The organism is Nocardia sp. NPDC004860 (assembly GCF_040609015.1).
GTDB lineage: Bacteria > Actinomycetota > Actinomycetes > Mycobacteriales > Mycobacteriaceae > Nocardia.
This window is the reverse complement of record NZ_JBEXJI010000016.1, coordinates 158228-174577: the sequence shown is the minus strand read 5'-3', so window position 1 is coordinate 174577 and position 16350 is coordinate 158228. Positions and strand designations below refer to the sequence as shown.

Annotated in this window: 14 protein-coding genes; 9 read left to right on the top strand and 5 right to left on the bottom strand. The window is 66.7% G+C overall.

Annotated elements, in window-relative coordinates:
* Positions 1-57: 57 nt before the first annotated feature.
* Entirely contained in the window at positions 58-777 is a 720-nt protein-coding gene (locus tag ABZV44_RS26885; RefSeq protein ID WP_354841748.1) for a hypothetical protein, read from the bottom strand.
* A gap of 634 nt (positions 778-1411) precedes the next feature.
* On the opposite strand from ABZV44_RS26885, the gene ABZV44_RS26880 reads away from it, so the two are divergent.
* The 4 genes from ABZV44_RS26880 (at position 1412) to ABZV44_RS26865 (ending at position 5720) form a co-directional block, all read left to right on the top strand.
* Complete coding sequence (locus ABZV44_RS26880) at positions 1412-2011, top strand: hypothetical protein (RefSeq protein WP_354841746.1); 600 nt, start codon at positions 1412-1414, stop codon at positions 2009-2011.
* 381 nt (positions 2012-2392) lie between these two features.
* The gene (locus ABZV44_RS26875) at positions 2393-2692 is read left to right on the top strand and encodes a hypothetical protein (protein WP_354841743.1); all 300 of its coding nucleotides are present in this window, start codon (positions 2393-2395) and stop codon (positions 2690-2692) included.
* A gap of 572 nt (positions 2693-3264) precedes the next feature.
* Complete coding sequence (locus ABZV44_RS26870) at positions 3265-4746, top strand: cellulase family glycosylhydrolase (RefSeq protein WP_354841740.1); 1482 nt, start codon at positions 3265-3267, stop codon at positions 4744-4746.
* A 41-nt stretch (positions 4747-4787) separates the two neighbouring features.
* Positions 4788-5720 (top strand): tyrosine-protein phosphatase, encoded by a 933-nt coding sequence (locus ABZV44_RS26865; RefSeq protein WP_354841738.1) that lies wholly within the window; start codon positions 4788-4790, stop codon positions 5718-5720.
* Between the two features lie 190 nt (positions 5721-5910).
* Here ABZV44_RS26865 and ABZV44_RS26860 read toward each other — a convergent pair whose 3' ends face one another.
* Positions 5911-6453, bottom strand: coding sequence for an SMI1/KNR4 family protein (locus ABZV44_RS26860; protein WP_354841735.1), 543 nt, complete (start codon positions 6451-6453; stop codon positions 5911-5913).
* A 333-nt stretch (positions 6454-6786) separates the two neighbouring features.
* Between ABZV44_RS26860 and ABZV44_RS26855 the strand changes: the two genes are divergently transcribed.
* The 5 genes from ABZV44_RS26855 (at position 6787) to ABZV44_RS26835 (ending at position 12213) form a co-directional block, all read left to right on the top strand.
* Positions 6787-7737, top strand: coding sequence for a LysR substrate-binding domain-containing protein (locus ABZV44_RS26855; RefSeq protein WP_354841732.1), 951 nt, complete (start codon positions 6787-6789; stop codon positions 7735-7737).
* Positions 7738-7824: 87 nt separating this feature from the next.
* Positions 7825-8163, top strand: a complete 339-nt coding sequence (locus ABZV44_RS26850) for a transposase (protein ID WP_354841729.1) — start codon at positions 7825-7827, stop codon at positions 8161-8163.
* Positions 8164-8572: 409 nt separating this feature from the next.
* Positions 8573-10033 (top strand): NAD(P)/FAD-dependent oxidoreductase, encoded by a 1461-nt coding sequence (locus tag ABZV44_RS26845; RefSeq protein ID WP_354841726.1) that lies wholly within the window; start codon positions 8573-8575, stop codon positions 10031-10033.
* A 166-nt stretch (positions 10034-10199) separates the two neighbouring features.
* Entirely contained in the window at positions 10200-10466 is a 267-nt protein-coding gene (locus ABZV44_RS26840; RefSeq protein ID WP_354841723.1) for a transglycosylase family protein, read from the top strand.
* A 265-nt stretch (positions 10467-10731) separates the two neighbouring features.
* Complete coding sequence (locus ABZV44_RS26835) at positions 10732-12213, top strand: FAD-binding oxidoreductase (RefSeq protein WP_354841721.1); 1482 nt, start codon at positions 10732-10734, stop codon at positions 12211-12213.
* 21 nt (positions 12214-12234) lie between these two features.
* On the opposite strand, the gene efeB is transcribed toward ABZV44_RS26835, so the two are convergent.
* From efeB to ABZV44_RS26820, 3 genes are all read right to left on the bottom strand, one after another.
* Positions 12235-13464, bottom strand: a complete 1230-nt coding sequence (gene efeB / locus ABZV44_RS26830) for an iron uptake transporter deferrochelatase/peroxidase subunit (protein WP_354841719.1) — start codon at positions 13462-13464, stop codon at positions 12235-12237.
* A 28-nt stretch (positions 13465-13492) separates the two neighbouring features.
* Positions 13493-15583 carry an iron uptake transporter permease EfeU gene (efeU, locus tag ABZV44_RS26825; RefSeq protein WP_354841716.1) on the bottom strand — a complete coding sequence of 697 codons (2091 nt, stop codon included), beginning with the start codon at positions 15581-15583 and terminating at the stop codon, positions 13493-13495.
* A 107-nt stretch (positions 15584-15690) separates the two neighbouring features.
* Entirely contained in the window at positions 15691-16194 is a 504-nt protein-coding gene (locus tag ABZV44_RS26820) for a GtrA family protein (RefSeq protein ID WP_354841714.1), read from the bottom strand.
* Positions 16195-16350 lie beyond the last annotated feature (156 nt).

The window sequence follows — 16350 nt, the reverse complement described above, 5'->3', positions numbered from 1 at the left end:
GCCCTGGGCCGTGGCGGCCGCGCACGCGCCACGGCCCAGGAGTATGTGGCCGGTGACTCAGCTGCCCATCAGGCGCTTGATCACATTGGCGATGGTGTCGGTCACCGAACCGGTCGAGCTGAGCTGGTTCTGCGAGGAACCGAAGCCGCCCTGATCGAGACTGCCCAGCAGAGCCTCACCGGGATTCGCGCCGCGAGCGGTGAAGCACACGCCCATGCTCGGCTGGTTGGATCCGACGCCGACGGTGCCGCCGACGCCGATACCACCGCTGAGGACCTGCTGTCCTTCGGTGACGGAGGCGGGCACCTTGTAGGTGAACTCGGCGGTGACGGGATAGCTGGAGTTCACGAACCAACCGGTGCTGGTCACCATCCAGCCGCCGAAGTCCGGCTCCGGGGTCACTTCGACGGCCTGCTCACCCGTCCCGGCGTGATAGGCGGTGACAACGGCCTTGACCGGTTTGTCGAACCCCGGCGGCGGAAAGTCGTTGATTCGATTGACATACGGATTGCCGATGCTGGTGGTGCCGACCACGATCTTGTAGGTGACCAGGGTTCCCGCCGCGGCGGTCGATACGTCGACGGACTTGTCGTAGGTGTGAGTGATCCAGAAGCTGCTGACGCCCGGGTTGTAATCGACGTGCTGAGTCTGGACGCACGATGAGGACGGGGGTGTCGTATCCGCGGTGGCGGGCGCGGTGCCGAGAGCGATACCCGCCCCCGATATCACCAAGGTGGCCGCCGCGATTCCGGCAGCCAATTTCGGGGTCTTACTCATGATTCCTTCCAGCAGTTCCCGCCGAACGCGGAACTGGTAACGAGTGAGCCGGTGTGGAATTCGAGCCTTCGCTCACGCCGAGAAACGCTAGAGCACAACGGAACAGAACTTAAATCCTAATTTCCGGGGCATTGACAACCCTGCCTTGTCAATCGTCCGGAACTACTGTTTCCGCTCCGGTCCGGTGGGCCACTACCCGGTCACGTCCTGGCCCTGCCGCAGATCACCGTCGGGACGAACGACCCGGTGCCCACCCGCGCCGGCCTGACTACGCGCGAAACCCCTCGCCTGACGGCCTCGAGGAGAGGAGATTCCCAGATGCCACACCGACCTCGATTGCGCGCCATGAAAGTCCATACCCGCCGAGTGCTACCGCGGGGAAAACGCGCCGGAACCGCCTCTGGTTCCGGCGCCGTTTCATGTTGGATCGCAACGTCTTCGGCGGAGTCCACACACGGCGACCTACAAGTATGGGTTGTGGATGATCCGTAAATTGTGATTTCTCATGCGTTCCGTAGGGTTCTAGCATTTCCCGGCGTGAGTGGAACGACTCACGGTCGTAGTTCGAAATGACACAAGGGAAATCGCTATGGGACGACGAGTTATGACGCATTCCGCTGCAGGTGCCGCGGCCGTGATCGGGGTTGGGGCGTTGGCCCTGTTCGGCGCCGCTACAGCAAGCGCCGATCCCGCGACGATCACCTGGAACAACGACAGTTCCCAATACACCCGCACGATCAGCAACGCCACGCCCGCCGTGGGTGACACCATCACCGTCACCACGACTTTCAATCGGGTCATGACCGGGGATGAAAACCTCAACTGGTTCAAGGACTGGCACCCCTCGTGTCTGACCTATGTCACCGATTCGGCCAAGGTGACCGATGCCGCCGGGGACCACTCTGTCGAGCCCTATCTCGAAATCAAGCCCGATTTCATCGCGGGGGACTTCACCGCCACCAGCTATCGGGTGGTCATGAAGGACCACGGCCCGGCTGCCAGCTTCAGCGCGAAGTACACCGTCGGCTCGTGCGCCACCGGGACCGCGCTGAACACCGGGATGGAGTACATGTCGAACACCGCCGGTCATGTCGACTTCTCCACCAAGGGCCCGTCGATCACCGTTGGCGGGACTTCCGGCCCGGGCGCCGGAGGCGGCACCGGCAGTAGCAGCCCGACCTCGCTGCTCGGCGGGCTGACCTCGCTGCTCGGCGGCCTGGGTTCCAGCAAGTAGCACCGAATCGCTTGTGGTTGCCCGAATTCGACCATGTTGGATATCTGACCAGCAGAGCTGGTGACCGGCTCACCGATCGGGCGGTGACCGGTACTCGAATCGCTCCGGAGGATTCCGGTGTATGAGACATACAACAAATACGTCAACGAGGTCACTCGCGCCCAGCGCCGACCACTTCGAACCCGGCGACATTCCGGCACCGGTTCAAACTCGCGGACGTGATCCGCATCGACATCGGCCGGCACTGCATCATCGCTACCAACGACGGCCAGCCCGGCGGCCCGACATCCATCGTGCTCGGAAAAGAGATCAGCTGAAGGCTTCGGAGCCCAGCCCGAATAGCAGTGAGATGCACCGTTGTCCAAGGTAACGGGCGCGGGCGTGGCAGCGGCGGAGCCGGTGACGAGAAGTGTCAGTGCGCCGACCGTCAGCGTGGCGGCCGCGATCGTCGCAGTTGATGTAGCCGGTCGTTGTGCCATACCGGTCTTCCTCATCTTCTCTTCGCATACATTGAAGCTCGCTGCACTCCAGGCGTTTTCGGTGCAGCCGAACGAGCGCATTCGCTCACGCTCCGGAACGTTATGCCAGGGGGTAGAGGAACTGAAATATTCAGTTCAGGATTATCGACAACGGAAAGTTGTTGATCGAGAAGCACATCGCCCGTTCGACTTCTCGAAGTGACAGCCGAGAAGTACGGTTTCCTCACGCGCCGGACCGTACGACACCGAAATTCGCTATGGAGGTGGCGAATTCGGCTCGGTGCGCTCATCGGCTCCAGCGCGTCCTCGACGACCGCGCCGAAGGAGGCCGGCAACCGACTCCCGGCTCCGGCGTCCGCGGCCGGGGTGCTCGAAGAACATCACGTCCCATTCCGGCGGAAACCGCCGGCTCATCGCGAAATACACGGAAGTCGCGCCGCCCGCGTGCGGGAATCCGATCAACCGGATGGTGGGGTGACCGGATATCGACAGGTGCAGGAATCGGTTGATGACGCCTTCACCTCCGCGGTCGAGCACCGAAGTGGATATCGCTGAGCCGGTGGGGAATTAGAGTGTCCCCTCACTCCGGGAAACGCTAGAGCACAACCGAAGAGAACTTGAATCCGAAATTGCGGGACATTGACAACCCCGTCTTGTCAATCGGCCTGGAACTACTGTTTCCGCTCGGGTCCGGTGGGCCACTAGGTTTTTCGTGCACCCACCGGGCACTGCCCGGAAAAATCGTCGCGATTTCGCCCCATGGAAAGGTTTGACATGCTATGGAGAGGCCGGGTCCTGGCCCCTGCCGCCGCGGCGGCGCTCTTGTTCACCGGCCTTGCGGCTCATCAGGCTCCGGAAGCCTCGGCGGCATCGGACGGATGGACCCTGCCGCAGCTCACCGTGTCGAACGGCGTCATCACCGATGTCACTGGGCGGACGGTGTTGCTGCGCGGCGCGAATGTCAACCAGCTCAACGACTACGCGCAGAACGATCCGGCGCTGCCGACCGTCGCGCCGCTGGACGGCACCGACTTCGCGCAGATGGCGGCCCTCGGCTTCAATGTGGTGCGGCTCAATTTGGCCTGGTCGGCGCTGGAGCCCACGCCGGGCGCGTTCGATCAGAACTATGTGGCCCGCATTCACACCGCGGTCGACGACGCCAAGGCCAACGGCATCTACACCGTGCTGGACATGCACCAGGACGCGTGGGGCAAGGCGGTGGGCACGCCCAAGGGCCAGGGCTGCCCGATCTTCATGCAGCCCGGTCTCGGCTGGGACGGCGCGCCGGCCTGGGCGACCCTCACCGACGGTTGGACGACCTGCAACTTCGGCGGTGTCCGCGAGTCCGCGCCCGCCGTCGCCCGCTCGTTCCAGAACTTCTACGACGACACCCAGGGCATCCAGGGCCATCTCGTCGCCACCTGGGCGAAGCTGGCCGCGGAGTTCAAGGACGAACCCGCCATCGCCGGGTACGACCTGCTCAATGAACCCAATCCCGGTCTGCGCGATCCATTTTCGGCGGCGGACCAGCTCGGCAAGTACTACCAGCGGGTCATCGCCGCCATTCGGCAGGCCGAGCACGGCAGCCCGCCGCACCTGGCGATCTTCGAACCCAGCGCCATCTGGTCGGCCCTCGGCATCGACGCCACGCCGCCCGCGCACTACATCACCGATCCGCTGGCGGTGTTCTCCCCGCACCTCTACAGCGAGTCCATCAATGTGGTGAACGCCTTCCCGACCATCGAGGTGGGCTTCAAGTTCGCCCTGGACGCCGCCGCCAAGTACAAGGTGCCGGTGTGGAGCGGCGAGTGGGGCTGGTTCGGAGATCCGAATTCCGATGCGGCCAAGGTAGATCGGTTCGAGGACCAGTTGAACGCCAATCGCATGGGCGGGGCCTGGTGGTCGTGGAAGCAGGCGTGCGGCGACCCGCACGCGGTGAAGGGCGGCGAGCCGAACCATCCACAGGGCAATCTCAACCCGTTCGCCTGCCCGTCGGGGTCACCGCTCGGCCGGCCCGCCGGATACGCCCGGCCGCTGTCGCGCGCCTACCCGCGCGCGGTACCGGGGTCCCTGACCGCGGTCAACGCTACCGGCTTCACCGGCAGCGGCACCGGACGCATCGAAGCGTGGTACCCCGGTGCCACACGCCCGAATGTGCAGTACACCAATGTTTCCGACCTCACCCTCACCCAGGTGCCGGGCGGCTGGCAGCTGACTGGGAACACCGTCGGCTCCTACTCGATCAAGCAGTCCTGATGGACTCGAATCTCGTTATCCCCCACTATAAGTAGGTCACCATGTCCCCTCGCAAGACCCGTCGCGTCGATGCCGCCGCGGTGGCGCTCGCCGGAATGATCGCGCTCGGCGCGGCCTTGGCCGACGCCCCGGCGTCGGCGCAACCCGCCGATATCGCGTCCGGATCCGGTTCCGGCTCGGGAAGTCTCGGTTCGTCGGGCTCTTCCGATTCCGGATCCGGCGTGGCGAACGACCCGGTGTCGACCCTGCCCGCACCGGCCTCGACCACCATCCGGCTCGACGGTGCGGCCAATTTCCGCGATATCGGCGGCTACCGCACCTCCGACGGGCACACGGTCCGCACCGGCGTCGCCTTCCGCTCCAACCGACTGGCCGGACTCACCGACGCCGACCTGGTCAAGCTGGCCACGGCCGGGGTCACGCTGGATGTGGACCTGCGTGCCGGCTCCGAACGCAGCAGCGCGCCCGATCGGGTGCCGACCGGCGCACAGTACAAGGTCGCCGACGTGATCAGCTTCGACAGCGGTATCTCGTTCCACGAGTTCCCGCCGATCACCCTGGGGCGCGGTGTGATCGACGGTGTGGTCAACGGCTCCGCCAGCCTGGTCCAGTCGATCGACTATCCGTTCATGGTCAACTTCCACGGCGCGGACGTCGCCTTCGGCACCCTGCTGCGCTCCATCGCCGGAAACAGCGGCGCGACGGTGTACCACTGCACGGACGGCAAGGACCGCACCGGCTGGGCCACCGCGGTCCTGCTCACCGTGCTCGGTGTGCCCCGGGATGTGGTGAACGCCGACTATCTGGCGAGCAATGCCGAACTCGGAAACCCGCAGGCGGTCCAATTGTCCTGGCTGGAAGCGGCTTTCGGCGAGGTCGACCGGCTCTACGGCAGCGTCGACAAGTACGTGCGCGACGGACTCGGCCTGGACCAGTCCACTATCGACGCGCTGCGCGCGAAGCTCCTGGCCTGATGCTCGCGACGTAACCACAAGAATTGTTTGCGGACAATCCGGAACTTGTGTTTTCTCCCGCATCCCGATAACTTCCAGTATTTCCCACGTGAGCGGAATAGCTCACCGACTCCGGCAGTAGCAGCCTCACCTCCCCGCTCGGCGGTCGCGGCTCGAGCAAGTAGTGCCGAACCGCCGAAACCGATGGCGGTCAGCGCAGACATCGGCGGTCCGCGATCTCCTCGTTCAACGCGTAGGAGATCGCGGCCGCTTCGTGCTCGGCCCAGACGCCGAAGTCGGGGTAGCGGAGGTCGATTCCGGCCGCGCAGTCCCAACACGGACTCGCGCCATACTCCGGCCGCATCGGGAACATCATCACGATGAATCGCGGTGAGAACATGGTTTTCCCAACGAGCACACGGCGATACCCATCGGGCACGACGAGCACGCCCGAAGCGTCGGTGCCGAAATACGCCTCGGCGAATGCCGAATCCCGACGCCATTTCTCACCCGCGGCGAGATCACCGACGCCGAAAAGTTGGATCGTCCCGAACCGTGACCATCCGTCGCAAACCAACAGGAACTCACGGAACTCGGCATCGAAGCACACGCCCAGCCGTCGCTCGGCCGCCGCGATCGCGGCCTCGGAGGCGGGCGGATTGGGCGGCATGGACAGCCCCGGCTCGCCGAAGCGCTCTGCGGCCCCGTATTGGGTTGCGTACAGCGAGCCCACCAGGGCGTTCCAATTCGTCATCGATTCCTGTCGCCGGGGACGATTTCGATCGCGAAAGTGTCGGCACCGCTGGCTGTCCCCGGCTCCTCGCTACGGTTGCCAACGGCGCCGACATTGCCTCAGCACCAGTGAGGCGGTGCGAGTCTGGAGGGAAGCGGGCTCGCACGTTTATCGCGTTGTCGGAGCGGTCTACTTCCGGTGTCCCGGTCACGACGAACGCTCTGGAAACGCTAGAGCACCGGACAGGCGAAGAGAAATCATTGTTCGTGGACTGTTCACAAGCCCCATTTGTCAATCGGTCCGCTTTTCGGGAAAAGTTCTGTCCGGAACGGTCGTCCACCTAGACTGCGCGACATGGAAGTTCACACCCGTCAGTTGCAATACTTCATCGCAGTTGCGGAGGAGCTGAGTTTCACTCGTGCGGCGCAGCGATTGCATGTCTCGCAACAGGGGTTGAGCACTCAGATCAAGCAGCTCGAGCAGGCGATGGACGTGGTGTTGTTCTCCCGGACCACCCGCAATGTCGAACTGACCGCCGCCGGCGCGGTGTTCCTGCAGGATATCCGCGGCGCGCTGACCGGCCTGGACGTCGCGGTCGAGCGCGCCCGTTCGGTACATCGCGGCGAGCAGGACCGGCTGGTCCTGGGCGCACTGGAGGGCGCGGCACTGACCCTGACCGAGCCGATCCTCTCCACCTTCCGCCAGCGCCATCCGGGCATCACCGTCGAGTTGCGCCATTTCACCTATGAGGATCCGTCGGCCGGTCTGGTCACCGGATCGGTGGACGTGGCCTTCGCCCGCCGCCCGTTCGTCGACGACGGCGTCCAGTTCGAGACGTTGTTCGCCGAACCCCTGATGGTGATGCTGCCGACGAACCATCGGCTGGCCGAGCGCACCGAGGTCTTCGCGCACGAGCTACTCGATGAGCCGCTGCTCGGCGCCGCGACCACCGATCCGGTGTGGAATGCGTTCTGGGAGTTGAGCGCCCACCGCGACGGGGCCCCCGCCACGGTGGTGTCACGTTCGAGTTCACTCCTCGAGGAGCTGCACAAGGTCGCGACGGGCGTCGGCATCGTCCTCACGGTGGCCTGCGCCCGGTGGATTCCTTTTCCGGGGGTGCGCCTGCTCCCCATCGCCGACGTCCCGCCCAACGAGGTGGCCGTCGGCTGGCGCGGCGCGCAGGAATCGGCGCTGGTCCGCTCCTTCGTCGAGGTCGCCCGCTGCATCCGCGACACCTGTCCGGACCTGGTCGCTCAGCTGCAGGAACCCGACTTCACGGATTGCACTGTGCCGCCGCATCTCTGATTGACAACCCGGACTTGTCAATAATCCTAAAATGGTGATTTCTCCGTAGTTCCGTTGTGAACTAACGTTTCTCGGGATCGACGAGAAATGGGGTCGCCCGTGGCACCACCGAGAAAGTATCCGGACGCGCTGCGGACGCATGCGATCCAACTGTACCGAGAATCGGATCCCAAACCGACTTTTCGAAGAATGGCAGCTGATCTCGGCGTCCATCACGAGGCGCTGCGATTGTGGATTCGCCACGCGGAGCACATGGAAGGGCGTGCCGGGAACGCAATCGGCGCGACCGAGGAGAGCCTCTTCACCGCCATGGCCAAGGAGAACAAGAAACTCCGCAGACGGGTGGCCGACCTCGAACGGATAATTGCCGTATTGCGCACGACCCGGCCCCTTGCCTCCATAGAATTCAGCCGAATCCTGCCCTGACTGAAAACAATTCGTCGTTGTCAATGCATCCATGGCAGTGACTTCTCTTCGAACTCCTTGTGCCATAACGTTTTCAACGAGCGCACAAGCACTCCAAACAATTCCGGATCGAAGGAGAAAACAATGGGTTCCCTGAGCAATCTCTCGCTGGACGCCATCCTCGCGGCACTGAAGAACCTGATGAGCACCGGCTCGGCCACTCTCCACAAGACCAACTGACCCGTTCCGGGGCGCGGGTTCCGGTTCCGAACTGTGACCGGACCCGCCCTCGAACCAGCGGAACCGACCCGCACACACAACCGCGCCAGTTCCGCGCTGAGCTGCCACCATCACCGGCCGATTGACATACCCACCGATTCCAAATACCGTCAGTATTTGAGTTCCTGAGGTATCCAACAAGGAGGTTGGGATGGGTGCGGCGCGGCAGCCTCGCATCGTGATCATCGGGGCCGGGGTGTCCGGCATCGCGAGTGCGATCACGTTGCAGCGCAATGGGTTCGACGACTTCGTGATCCTGGAGAAGGGGTCCGACGTCGGCGGGGTGTGGCATTGGAACCACTACCCCGGGCTGACCTGTGACGTGCCCTCCCAGCTGTACCAGTTCGGGTTCGCGCCGAAGCCGGACTGGTCGCACATCTTCGCACCCGGCCCGGAGATCCAGCGGTATCTCGCCGATGTGGCCGAACAGTACGGGCTGCGGCCGCATCTGCGGTTGAATTCCGAGGTGGTGGCGGCGACGTTCACCGGGTCCGGGTGGCTCGTCGAGACCGGCGACGGGAGCCGCTACGAGGCCGACTTCGTCATCGCGGCCACTGGAGTACTGCATCATCCGGCGGTGCCGGGTCTGCCCGGACTGTCCGGGTTCACCGGCGAGGTGCTGCACACCGCGCGCTGGGACGACAGCGTGGCGACCGCCGGGCGGCGGATCGCGGTCATCGGCACGGGTTCGACCGGCGTGCAGGTGGTTTCGGCGCTGCAGCCGGAAGCCGAGCGCGTCACGCACTTCGTGCGCAGCCCGCAGTGGGTGATCTGGGCTCCGATGCAGATCCCGCAGCCCGCGATCGTCGGCGCGGTGCTGAACCGGCTGCCGCAGGTGAATCGCGCGCTCTACCGGGCAGGCATGACGGGAGCCAGGCTGTTCACCGACGTGGTGACCCGGCCGAGCTGGCGGCGGCGGGCGGTCCAGCAGTACGCCCGGCTGAGCCTGCGCGCGCAGATCCTCCAGCCGGAGCTGCGCGAACAGCTCACCCCCGACTACGAGCCGCTGTGCAAGCGGCAGGTGCTGTCCGGCACCTACTATCGCGCGCTGCGCGCCCGCAATGCCGAGCTGATCACCACGGCCATCGAGGAGGTGACCCCGACCGGCATCCGCACCGCCGACGGCCGCCACCACGAGCTCGATCTGATCGTCCTCGCCACCGGCTTCCGCGCCCACGACTACATGCGGCCGATGAATCTGACCGGTCGCGACGACATCTCGATCGACGAAGCCTGGGCGAAGGGCCCACGCGCCTACCGGATGACCGCGATCCCGGGCTTCCCCAACTTCTTCACGGTCCTGGGCCCCCACTCCCCCACCGGCTCCATTCCGCTGCACCACGCCGCCGAGGTGACCGCCCGCTACATCACCCGGTGGATCCAGCGCTGGAGCGCAGGCGAATTCGACACCGTCGAGGTCACCGAGGACGCCACCGCACGGTTCGAGACCGAGGTCTCCGTGGCCATGGGCCCCACGGTCTGGAACACCGGCTGCAACTCCTGGTACTTCACCGAGGGCGGCAGCATCGACCTGCTCCCCTTCGACCGCGCCACCATGGAGTCCATGCTGTCCGAGCCCGACCCGGCCGACTTCCACCTGCAAACCAACTAATTGCCAGGTCAATACTAAAATATAGAATCCTAGCAAATGTTCAGCTACGATCGGCTGGTTGTCTTTCCCGCGAGTTCGGCTACCAGGGCGGAGATACGCCATGATCGGACAGCACTCGTTTCGAAGACCTGCTCACTTTCTTGCTCTCGCGGTTGGGATCACGGCCTTGACCTGCGGGCCGGCCGCAACCGCACTCGCCGCCGGCTGGCACGACTGGGATGCCGTCGTCCAGTGCGAGGCGGGCGGGGATTGGGGGGCGAACACCGGCAACGGCTACTACGGTGGCCTGCAATTCAGCCAGGGCACCTGGAATGCGTACGGCGGCAGGGGGAATCCCGCCGACGCCAGTCGCGAGGAGCAGATCCGCATCGCGGAACGGATCCTCGCGCACGAGGGTCCCGGGGCGTGGCCCTACTGCGGGTCCTATCTCTGAGGCCACAGCTCCTCCAACTTCACTACCTAGAGCGCAACTTCACGACCTAGAGCGACACGCGGGCAAATTCGGTTACGGTTGCCTGTGAGTTGTCTTAGGCCTAGGTCGAACTCATGCCTCGCCACCCGGGTGGTCGGCACAATTACCTGGCGGCTGTTGAACATCCGCAGGAAATTGCGGCAAACCACACATAGTCGACGTCCCGGGCAGGCGTGCATCCGTTGCCCGCCATGGTTTTCCGGCTAGCACCGAGCCTGGAGGGCACATGCGCAGAGTGAGATCCGTACGGGCGACGGATGCCGGCTTCTCGCGAGGCACATTTCTGTGTGGCGCACTGGGAATCGCCCTGGCCGGGTGGGGATTCACCGGCCTCTCCGATGCCGATCCCGTCTCGGTCGCCTCCGGACCCGGTGCGGCCAAACCGAATTGGAGCAGGCTGGAGCGGCTCATCCGCGGCCGCGTCGTCCGGGTCGGGGACGCCGGCTACGAGATGGCCAGGCAGGTCTTCAACACCCGGTTCGACAGCGAAACACCCACTGCCGTGGTGCAGGTCGCCTCGACCGCCGATGTCGTCTCCGCCATGAGTTTCGCGGCCGAATACCGGCTGCCCGTGGCCGCTCGGTCCGGCGGGCACTCCTACGCGGGGGTGTCGACGACGACCGGCGCGATGATCATCGACGTCCGGCAGCTCACCGGCGTGAGCGTTGTCGATGCGGGACAGGCGGTGGTGGGGCCGGGCCACACCCTGTACGACGTCTACCGCGAGCTCGACCGGTCGGATCTGACCATCCCGACCGGTATGTGCCCGGATGTCGGCATCAGCGGACTCGCCCTCGGCGGCGGCCTCGGCTTCGAATCCCGCGCCTACGGCGTCACCTGTGACCGGCTCGCCGGCGCGACGCTCGTGCTGCCCGACGGCACCGTCGCGGAGGTCTCCGAGACCTCCCGCCCGGACCTGCTCTGGGCGCTGCGCGGCGGCGGCCCACTGTTCGGCGTGGTCACCTCGCTGACCTTCGACACCTGTCCCGCGACGCCAAAAGATTTGGTGCGCTTGACCTTTCCCGGCGACAGCGCCGCGCAGGTGATCGCCGGCTGGTCCACCTGGCTGCAGTCCGCGGACCGCACCCAGTGGGCCGACGTGAGCATCGACGCCGATGGCAACGGCAGCCTGGACTGCTGGCTGCAGCTGGTCTGCCCGGCCGGGTCCGGCGACCAGGCCGCGGCCGCGCTGACGGATGCGATCGGTCTGCCACCGTCGACCACCGACACGCAGACCCTCGATCACATGGACACCATCATGTATCTGGCGGGCGGCAGCCCCACCTCACCGCGCGCGAGTTTCACCAACGGTTCCGACGTCGTCTCCGAGCTGACCTCCGACGCCATCGCCCGCATCATCGAAGCCCTGACGATCTTCTCGCGCGCCGGCGGCACCGGCTGGGTGCAGATCAACACCCTCGACGGCGCGATCCGCGATACCGCACCCACCGCCACCGCCTTCCCCTGGCGCAACCACGCCGCCCTCGTCGAATGGGGCGCCTACCAACCGATCCCGCACGACACCGCCCAGGCCTGGGTCACCGCCGCCCACCGGCTCTTCGCACCGGTCTCGGTGGGGGCCTATGCCAACTACCTCGAACCCGGCGATCCCCTCAGCCGCTACTACGGCCAAAACTACCCGCGCCTGGCCGCGCTGCGCCGAACCATCGACCCCGGCAACCGGATCCACACCGTGCTGACGGTCTGACCCGGCTCGGGCGGTGACGGATCAGCTCAGCAGCGTGCGGGCGTACCAGTCCTTGGTGTCGGTGACGCCCGGCAGGACGAAGAAGTAGCCGCCGCCGAAGGGCTGGACGTAGTCGGTCAAAGGCTCTCCGGCCAAACGGGTCTGGATGGTTTCGAACTGACGCTGGATGTCCTGCTGGAAGCAGGTGAAGATGTGGCCGGTGGCGAGATTGCCGTTCGGGTCGACGCCGAGGTCGTAGTTGTAGGAGCGGCGCAGCAGCTGCTGGTCGGCGGTGTCGGCGGTGCGGGGATTGGCCAGGCGGATGTGGGCGGTGGCGGGGGTGACGGTGGCGTCGGGATCGGCGGCGTAGTTGGGGACGTCGAATTCCTTGGTGCCGTCCAGGGGTGCGCCGGATTCGCGGCGACGGCCGAACATGTTCTCCTGCTCCGCGATCGAGACGCGGTCCCAGAACTCCACCAGCATGCGGATGAGGCGGACCACCTGGTAGGTGCCGCCCCGGGTCCACGCGGGCTCGTCGGGGCTGTCGGCCCAGATCAGAGCGGCGGCGTCGGAACCGGTCGGGTTGGCGGTGCCGTCCTTGAAGCCGAGCAGATTGCGGCCGGTGCCGGACGGCCGCGGCGGGGAGTTGTAACCCTGGATCTTCCAGCGCAATTGGATCCCGCCACGGGTGTGGCGGGTGAGATCGCGGATGGCGTGGTGGATGGTGTCGGGGTTGTGGGCGCACAGCTGCAGCAGCAGATCACCGTGCATCCACGCCGCTTCCGGGGAGTCGTCGGGGAAGACCCGCATCGGTGTCAGGTGCGCGGGCTTCCGGGAAGCCAGCCCGTACCGCTGATCGAACAGGCTCGCACCGACACCGGTGGTGACGGTCAGGCCGTCGGCCGGGATATCGGGCCCCAGGACGGCGCTGTCGGCGGGCGGGTGGCTCGGACCCAGATCCGGCGGCGGGCCACCGGCGGTGAGGGCGCGGGCGCGCTCGGTGAGCGTCTTCATCAGGTCGGCGAGTTCGGCGCGGTTGGCGGCGGTCACGTCGAATGCGGCGAAACAGGAGGCATTCTGGCGATCGGCCGGAGCCGGGGTGAGAATGCCCGCCTGATGCGCGCCGTGGAACGGGTAGGCCGGTGTGGTCGTGGCCTGCCCGCCCGCGGCGGCGTCCACGCGGGCGCCCTCGACGAGAACGCCTGCGGTCAGGGCGGTTCCGGCGGCGCCCGCGGCGGCGCCGGAGAGGAAGCGGCGGCGGCTGACAGTCATGGTGATGGCCTCGGTCCTTCGTAGAGAGTCAGTTCGCTTTGGTTTCCAGCAGCCGCGGCACCCGGTCCAGTGTTTCCAGGGCGGCGCCGATCGCGGCGAGCACCGCCTGCCGGGTCGCCTGCGACGTCTGCGCGGGCGTGCGCCAGCGGCCGTTGTCCTGGGTGGCCAGCAGGGCAGCGCGCAGCCGGTCCAATTTGGTCCCGAGGTCGGGGCGCAGCTGCGGGTCACGCTCGTCCAGCGGGACGGCGAGCTGATCCAGGACGGTGCGGGTGACCTCGACATCGGCCAGCGTCGCCGGATAGGCCGCGCCCGCACCCTGATCGTCCAGGCCCGAAAGGTGGTCGCGCAGTGCGTCTTCCAGAATCTCGTGGGCGCGCACCGGCAGGGTGGCGGGATCACCGGCGATATCGGTGCTGGTCAGCTTGTCCCCGATCGCGGCGATATCCGCGGTGAGCTTGTCGACCACGGGCAGCAGCTGATCCGGGCCCTGGCCGTGCCAGAGGCCGTATTCGAGGCGGTGCAGGCCGGTGAATCCCGGATCGTTGACGCCGTCCGGCAGACCGCCGGGCAGCCCGTCGACCGCGGTCCCCGCCTCGCCGAAGCTGTTGTACGACGCGCCGACCCGCTCCCACTCCTGCAGCGCGAGCAGCCAATCGGCCTGCGCAGCGGGGATATTGCGCGCCCGCAGATCCCGGCCGACCGTGCCGACGGCACCGGTCAGACGGGTCAGCACGCCCCGCACGTACGCCTGGTAGGCCTCGTTCGGCCCGTGCAGTTCGCTGGCCCGCGCGGGTTTGAAGGCCGGCGGCGCGTCCGTCTGCGGACCGGTGGCCTGAACGCGCGGCGAGGACAGCGACGGGCGGCCCGACATCAGGCAGACAATGGTGTAGCTGCCCGAATTCAGGGTCGCGGTCAGCTCGGCGGTGGTGCCGGGACCGATGTTCTCGATCTCACCGGCCACCGCGCCGTCCGCGTCGACCAGATCGATCTCGCCGGACTTGCCGGACGTGTTGTGCACCGCGATGGTCTGGGTGCCGGTGTGCGCCGAGGTCCATTCCGGCGCACAGGCATCCGCCGTCACGGTGACCGTGCGCGCGGTGTTCGCGCCGCCCGAGGGCAGCAGGGCGATGGCGGTGCCGGCCGCCAGCACCGGGACCAGCACCAGGGTCGCGCCGACCAGCACCGGACGCGGACCGGCGATCCGCTCCCACCAATCCGCGTGCGCGGGCTCGGTTTCCGGCTTCTTGTCGGTGGGCTCGGTTTCCGGCTTCGCCACCGGCTCGGCCTCGGTCGCGGGGGTGCGGCCCGCCCGGACGAACAGCGGAATCACGGTGGCCAGGTAGGCGATCCACGCCACCACCTGCAGCACCGTCATCTTCGGCGACAGGTTGGTGATGCCGGTGATGATCGAGACCCACCACGAGTTCGGGTCGACGTGCGCGGTCAGGTCGAACGCGATCCAGCGCGCGCCCGGCAGCCAGCCCGCCTCCTGCAGGTCACCGAGGCCGTAGGCGAGCACGCCCGCGGCGATGATGATGAGCAGCACGGCGGTCCGGTTGAAGAAGACACCGAGGTTCAGCCGTACCGCACGCCGGAACAGCAACCAGCACAGCGCGATCGCGATACCCAGTCCGAGGGCCGCGCCGACCAGCGGAGCGGCTGTCGATCCCGCCGCCTTGATGGCCGTCCACACGAACAGCGTGGTCTCCAGGCCCTCGCGCCCGACGGCCAGGAACGCCGTCACCGCGAGCACGCCCGCGCCCAGCCCCGCGGCCCGCGCGACCTCACCGCGCAGCTGTCCCGACAGCGAGGCCCCGGTGCGCCGCATCCAGAAGATCATCGCGGTGACCAGGGCCACGGCCAGCACGCTCAGCACGCCCGCGACCGCGGCCCGGGCCGAACTGGTCAGTGCGGCAGTCGAATACGTCAGCACGGCGGCGAAACTCCCGGCCACCGAGATCGCGCCGAGCACACCCAGCCAGACCGGCGTGGTCGAGACCGGGCGTTCAGGTGTGGACAGCCGGCGCACGGCGGCCAGCAGGATGGTCACCACGAGCCCCGCCTCCAGGCCCTCCCGCAGGCAGATCAGCAGATTCGGCACAGCCTCGGCAACACTCACGGGTGCCAAGGTAAGCCATACCTATATGCCCGTCCAGCCCGCCCCCGTCCAGCCCCGCTGACCCGTCGTCGCTGGTAGCGCTGGTGGCCGGGTATCGCACACGCGCGCTAACGACGCGAGCGGCCGCTGGTCGGTGACCAGGTCCGGAAGACGAGCAGCCGCATCGACGCGTACATGAACAAGCCCTCGCCGAGACCGCCCAGGATGCGGGCGATCCGGTAGTCGATGCCGAGGGCGGCCACACCGCTGGTCACGCCGAGGATGAACAGCAGGTAGTTCACCGCGACCACCACGACATAGACGGCGACCTGCGGACCGACCGCGGCGTGCGACTCGAAGTTGAGGGTCCGATTCAGCAGATAGCTCGCGCCGAATGCCGTGCAATAGGCCACGGTCACCGCGATCGGCAGCGCCAGGCCCGCGACCCCGTGCAGGGCGGTCAGCACCACCAGATCCAGCGTGAAGGTGAACCCGCTCACCAGCAGATAGCCGACGAAGGTCGGGGCCACGAACCGGCCCAGCCCGAACGGCAGCCGCGCCACCACCCGGTCGCACACCAGGTGGAACCAGCGCACCGCGCGCGCCGGCCGCGCCTGTGTCTCCGTCCGCACGCGACCACCGTGGCACCTCTACATGACCCCGGGGTGATCATCCGACCAACTTCATGGGGCCGATTTTTCCGCTACCGGCACCCCCACTATCCGCGCTTATAGCGAAAAGCGCTGGCCAGGACACGTTTTGGACGCTGCGGACCGGCGGGGGTGCCG

What these genes read in the sequence shown, in the direction of transcription:
- ABZV44_RS26835 (WP_354841721.1), top strand. Translation starts at nt 10,732, where the DNA reads ATGCGCAGAGTGAGATCCGTACGGGCGACGGATGCCGGCTTCTCGCGA.
- ABZV44_RS26860 (WP_354841735.1), bottom strand. Translation starts at nt 6,453, where the DNA reads ATGACGAATTGGAACGCCCTGGTGGGCTCGCTGTACGCAACCCAATAC.
- ABZV44_RS26855 (WP_354841732.1), top strand. Translation starts at nt 6,787, where the DNA reads ATGGAAGTTCACACCCGTCAGTTGCAATACTTCATCGCAGTTGCGGAG.
- ABZV44_RS26865 (WP_354841738.1), top strand. Translation starts at nt 4,788, where the DNA reads ATGTCCCCTCGCAAGACCCGTCGCGTCGATGCCGCCGCGGTGGCGCTC.
- efeB (WP_354841719.1), bottom strand. Translation starts at nt 13,464, where the DNA reads ATGACTGTCAGCCGCCGCCGCTTCCTCTCCGGCGCCGCCGCGGGCGCC.
- ABZV44_RS26845 (WP_354841726.1), top strand. Translation starts at nt 8,573, where the DNA reads ATGGGTGCGGCGCGGCAGCCTCGCATCGTGATCATCGGGGCCGGGGTG.
- ABZV44_RS26870 (WP_354841740.1), top strand. Translation starts at nt 3,265, where the DNA reads ATGCTATGGAGAGGCCGGGTCCTGGCCCCTGCCGCCGCGGCGGCGCTC.
- ABZV44_RS26885 (WP_354841748.1), bottom strand. Translation starts at nt 777, where the DNA reads ATGAGTAAGACCCCGAAATTGGCTGCCGGAATCGCGGCGGCCACCTTG.
- ABZV44_RS26850 (WP_354841729.1), top strand. Translation starts at nt 7,825, where the DNA reads ATGGGGTCGCCCGTGGCACCACCGAGAAAGTATCCGGACGCGCTGCGG.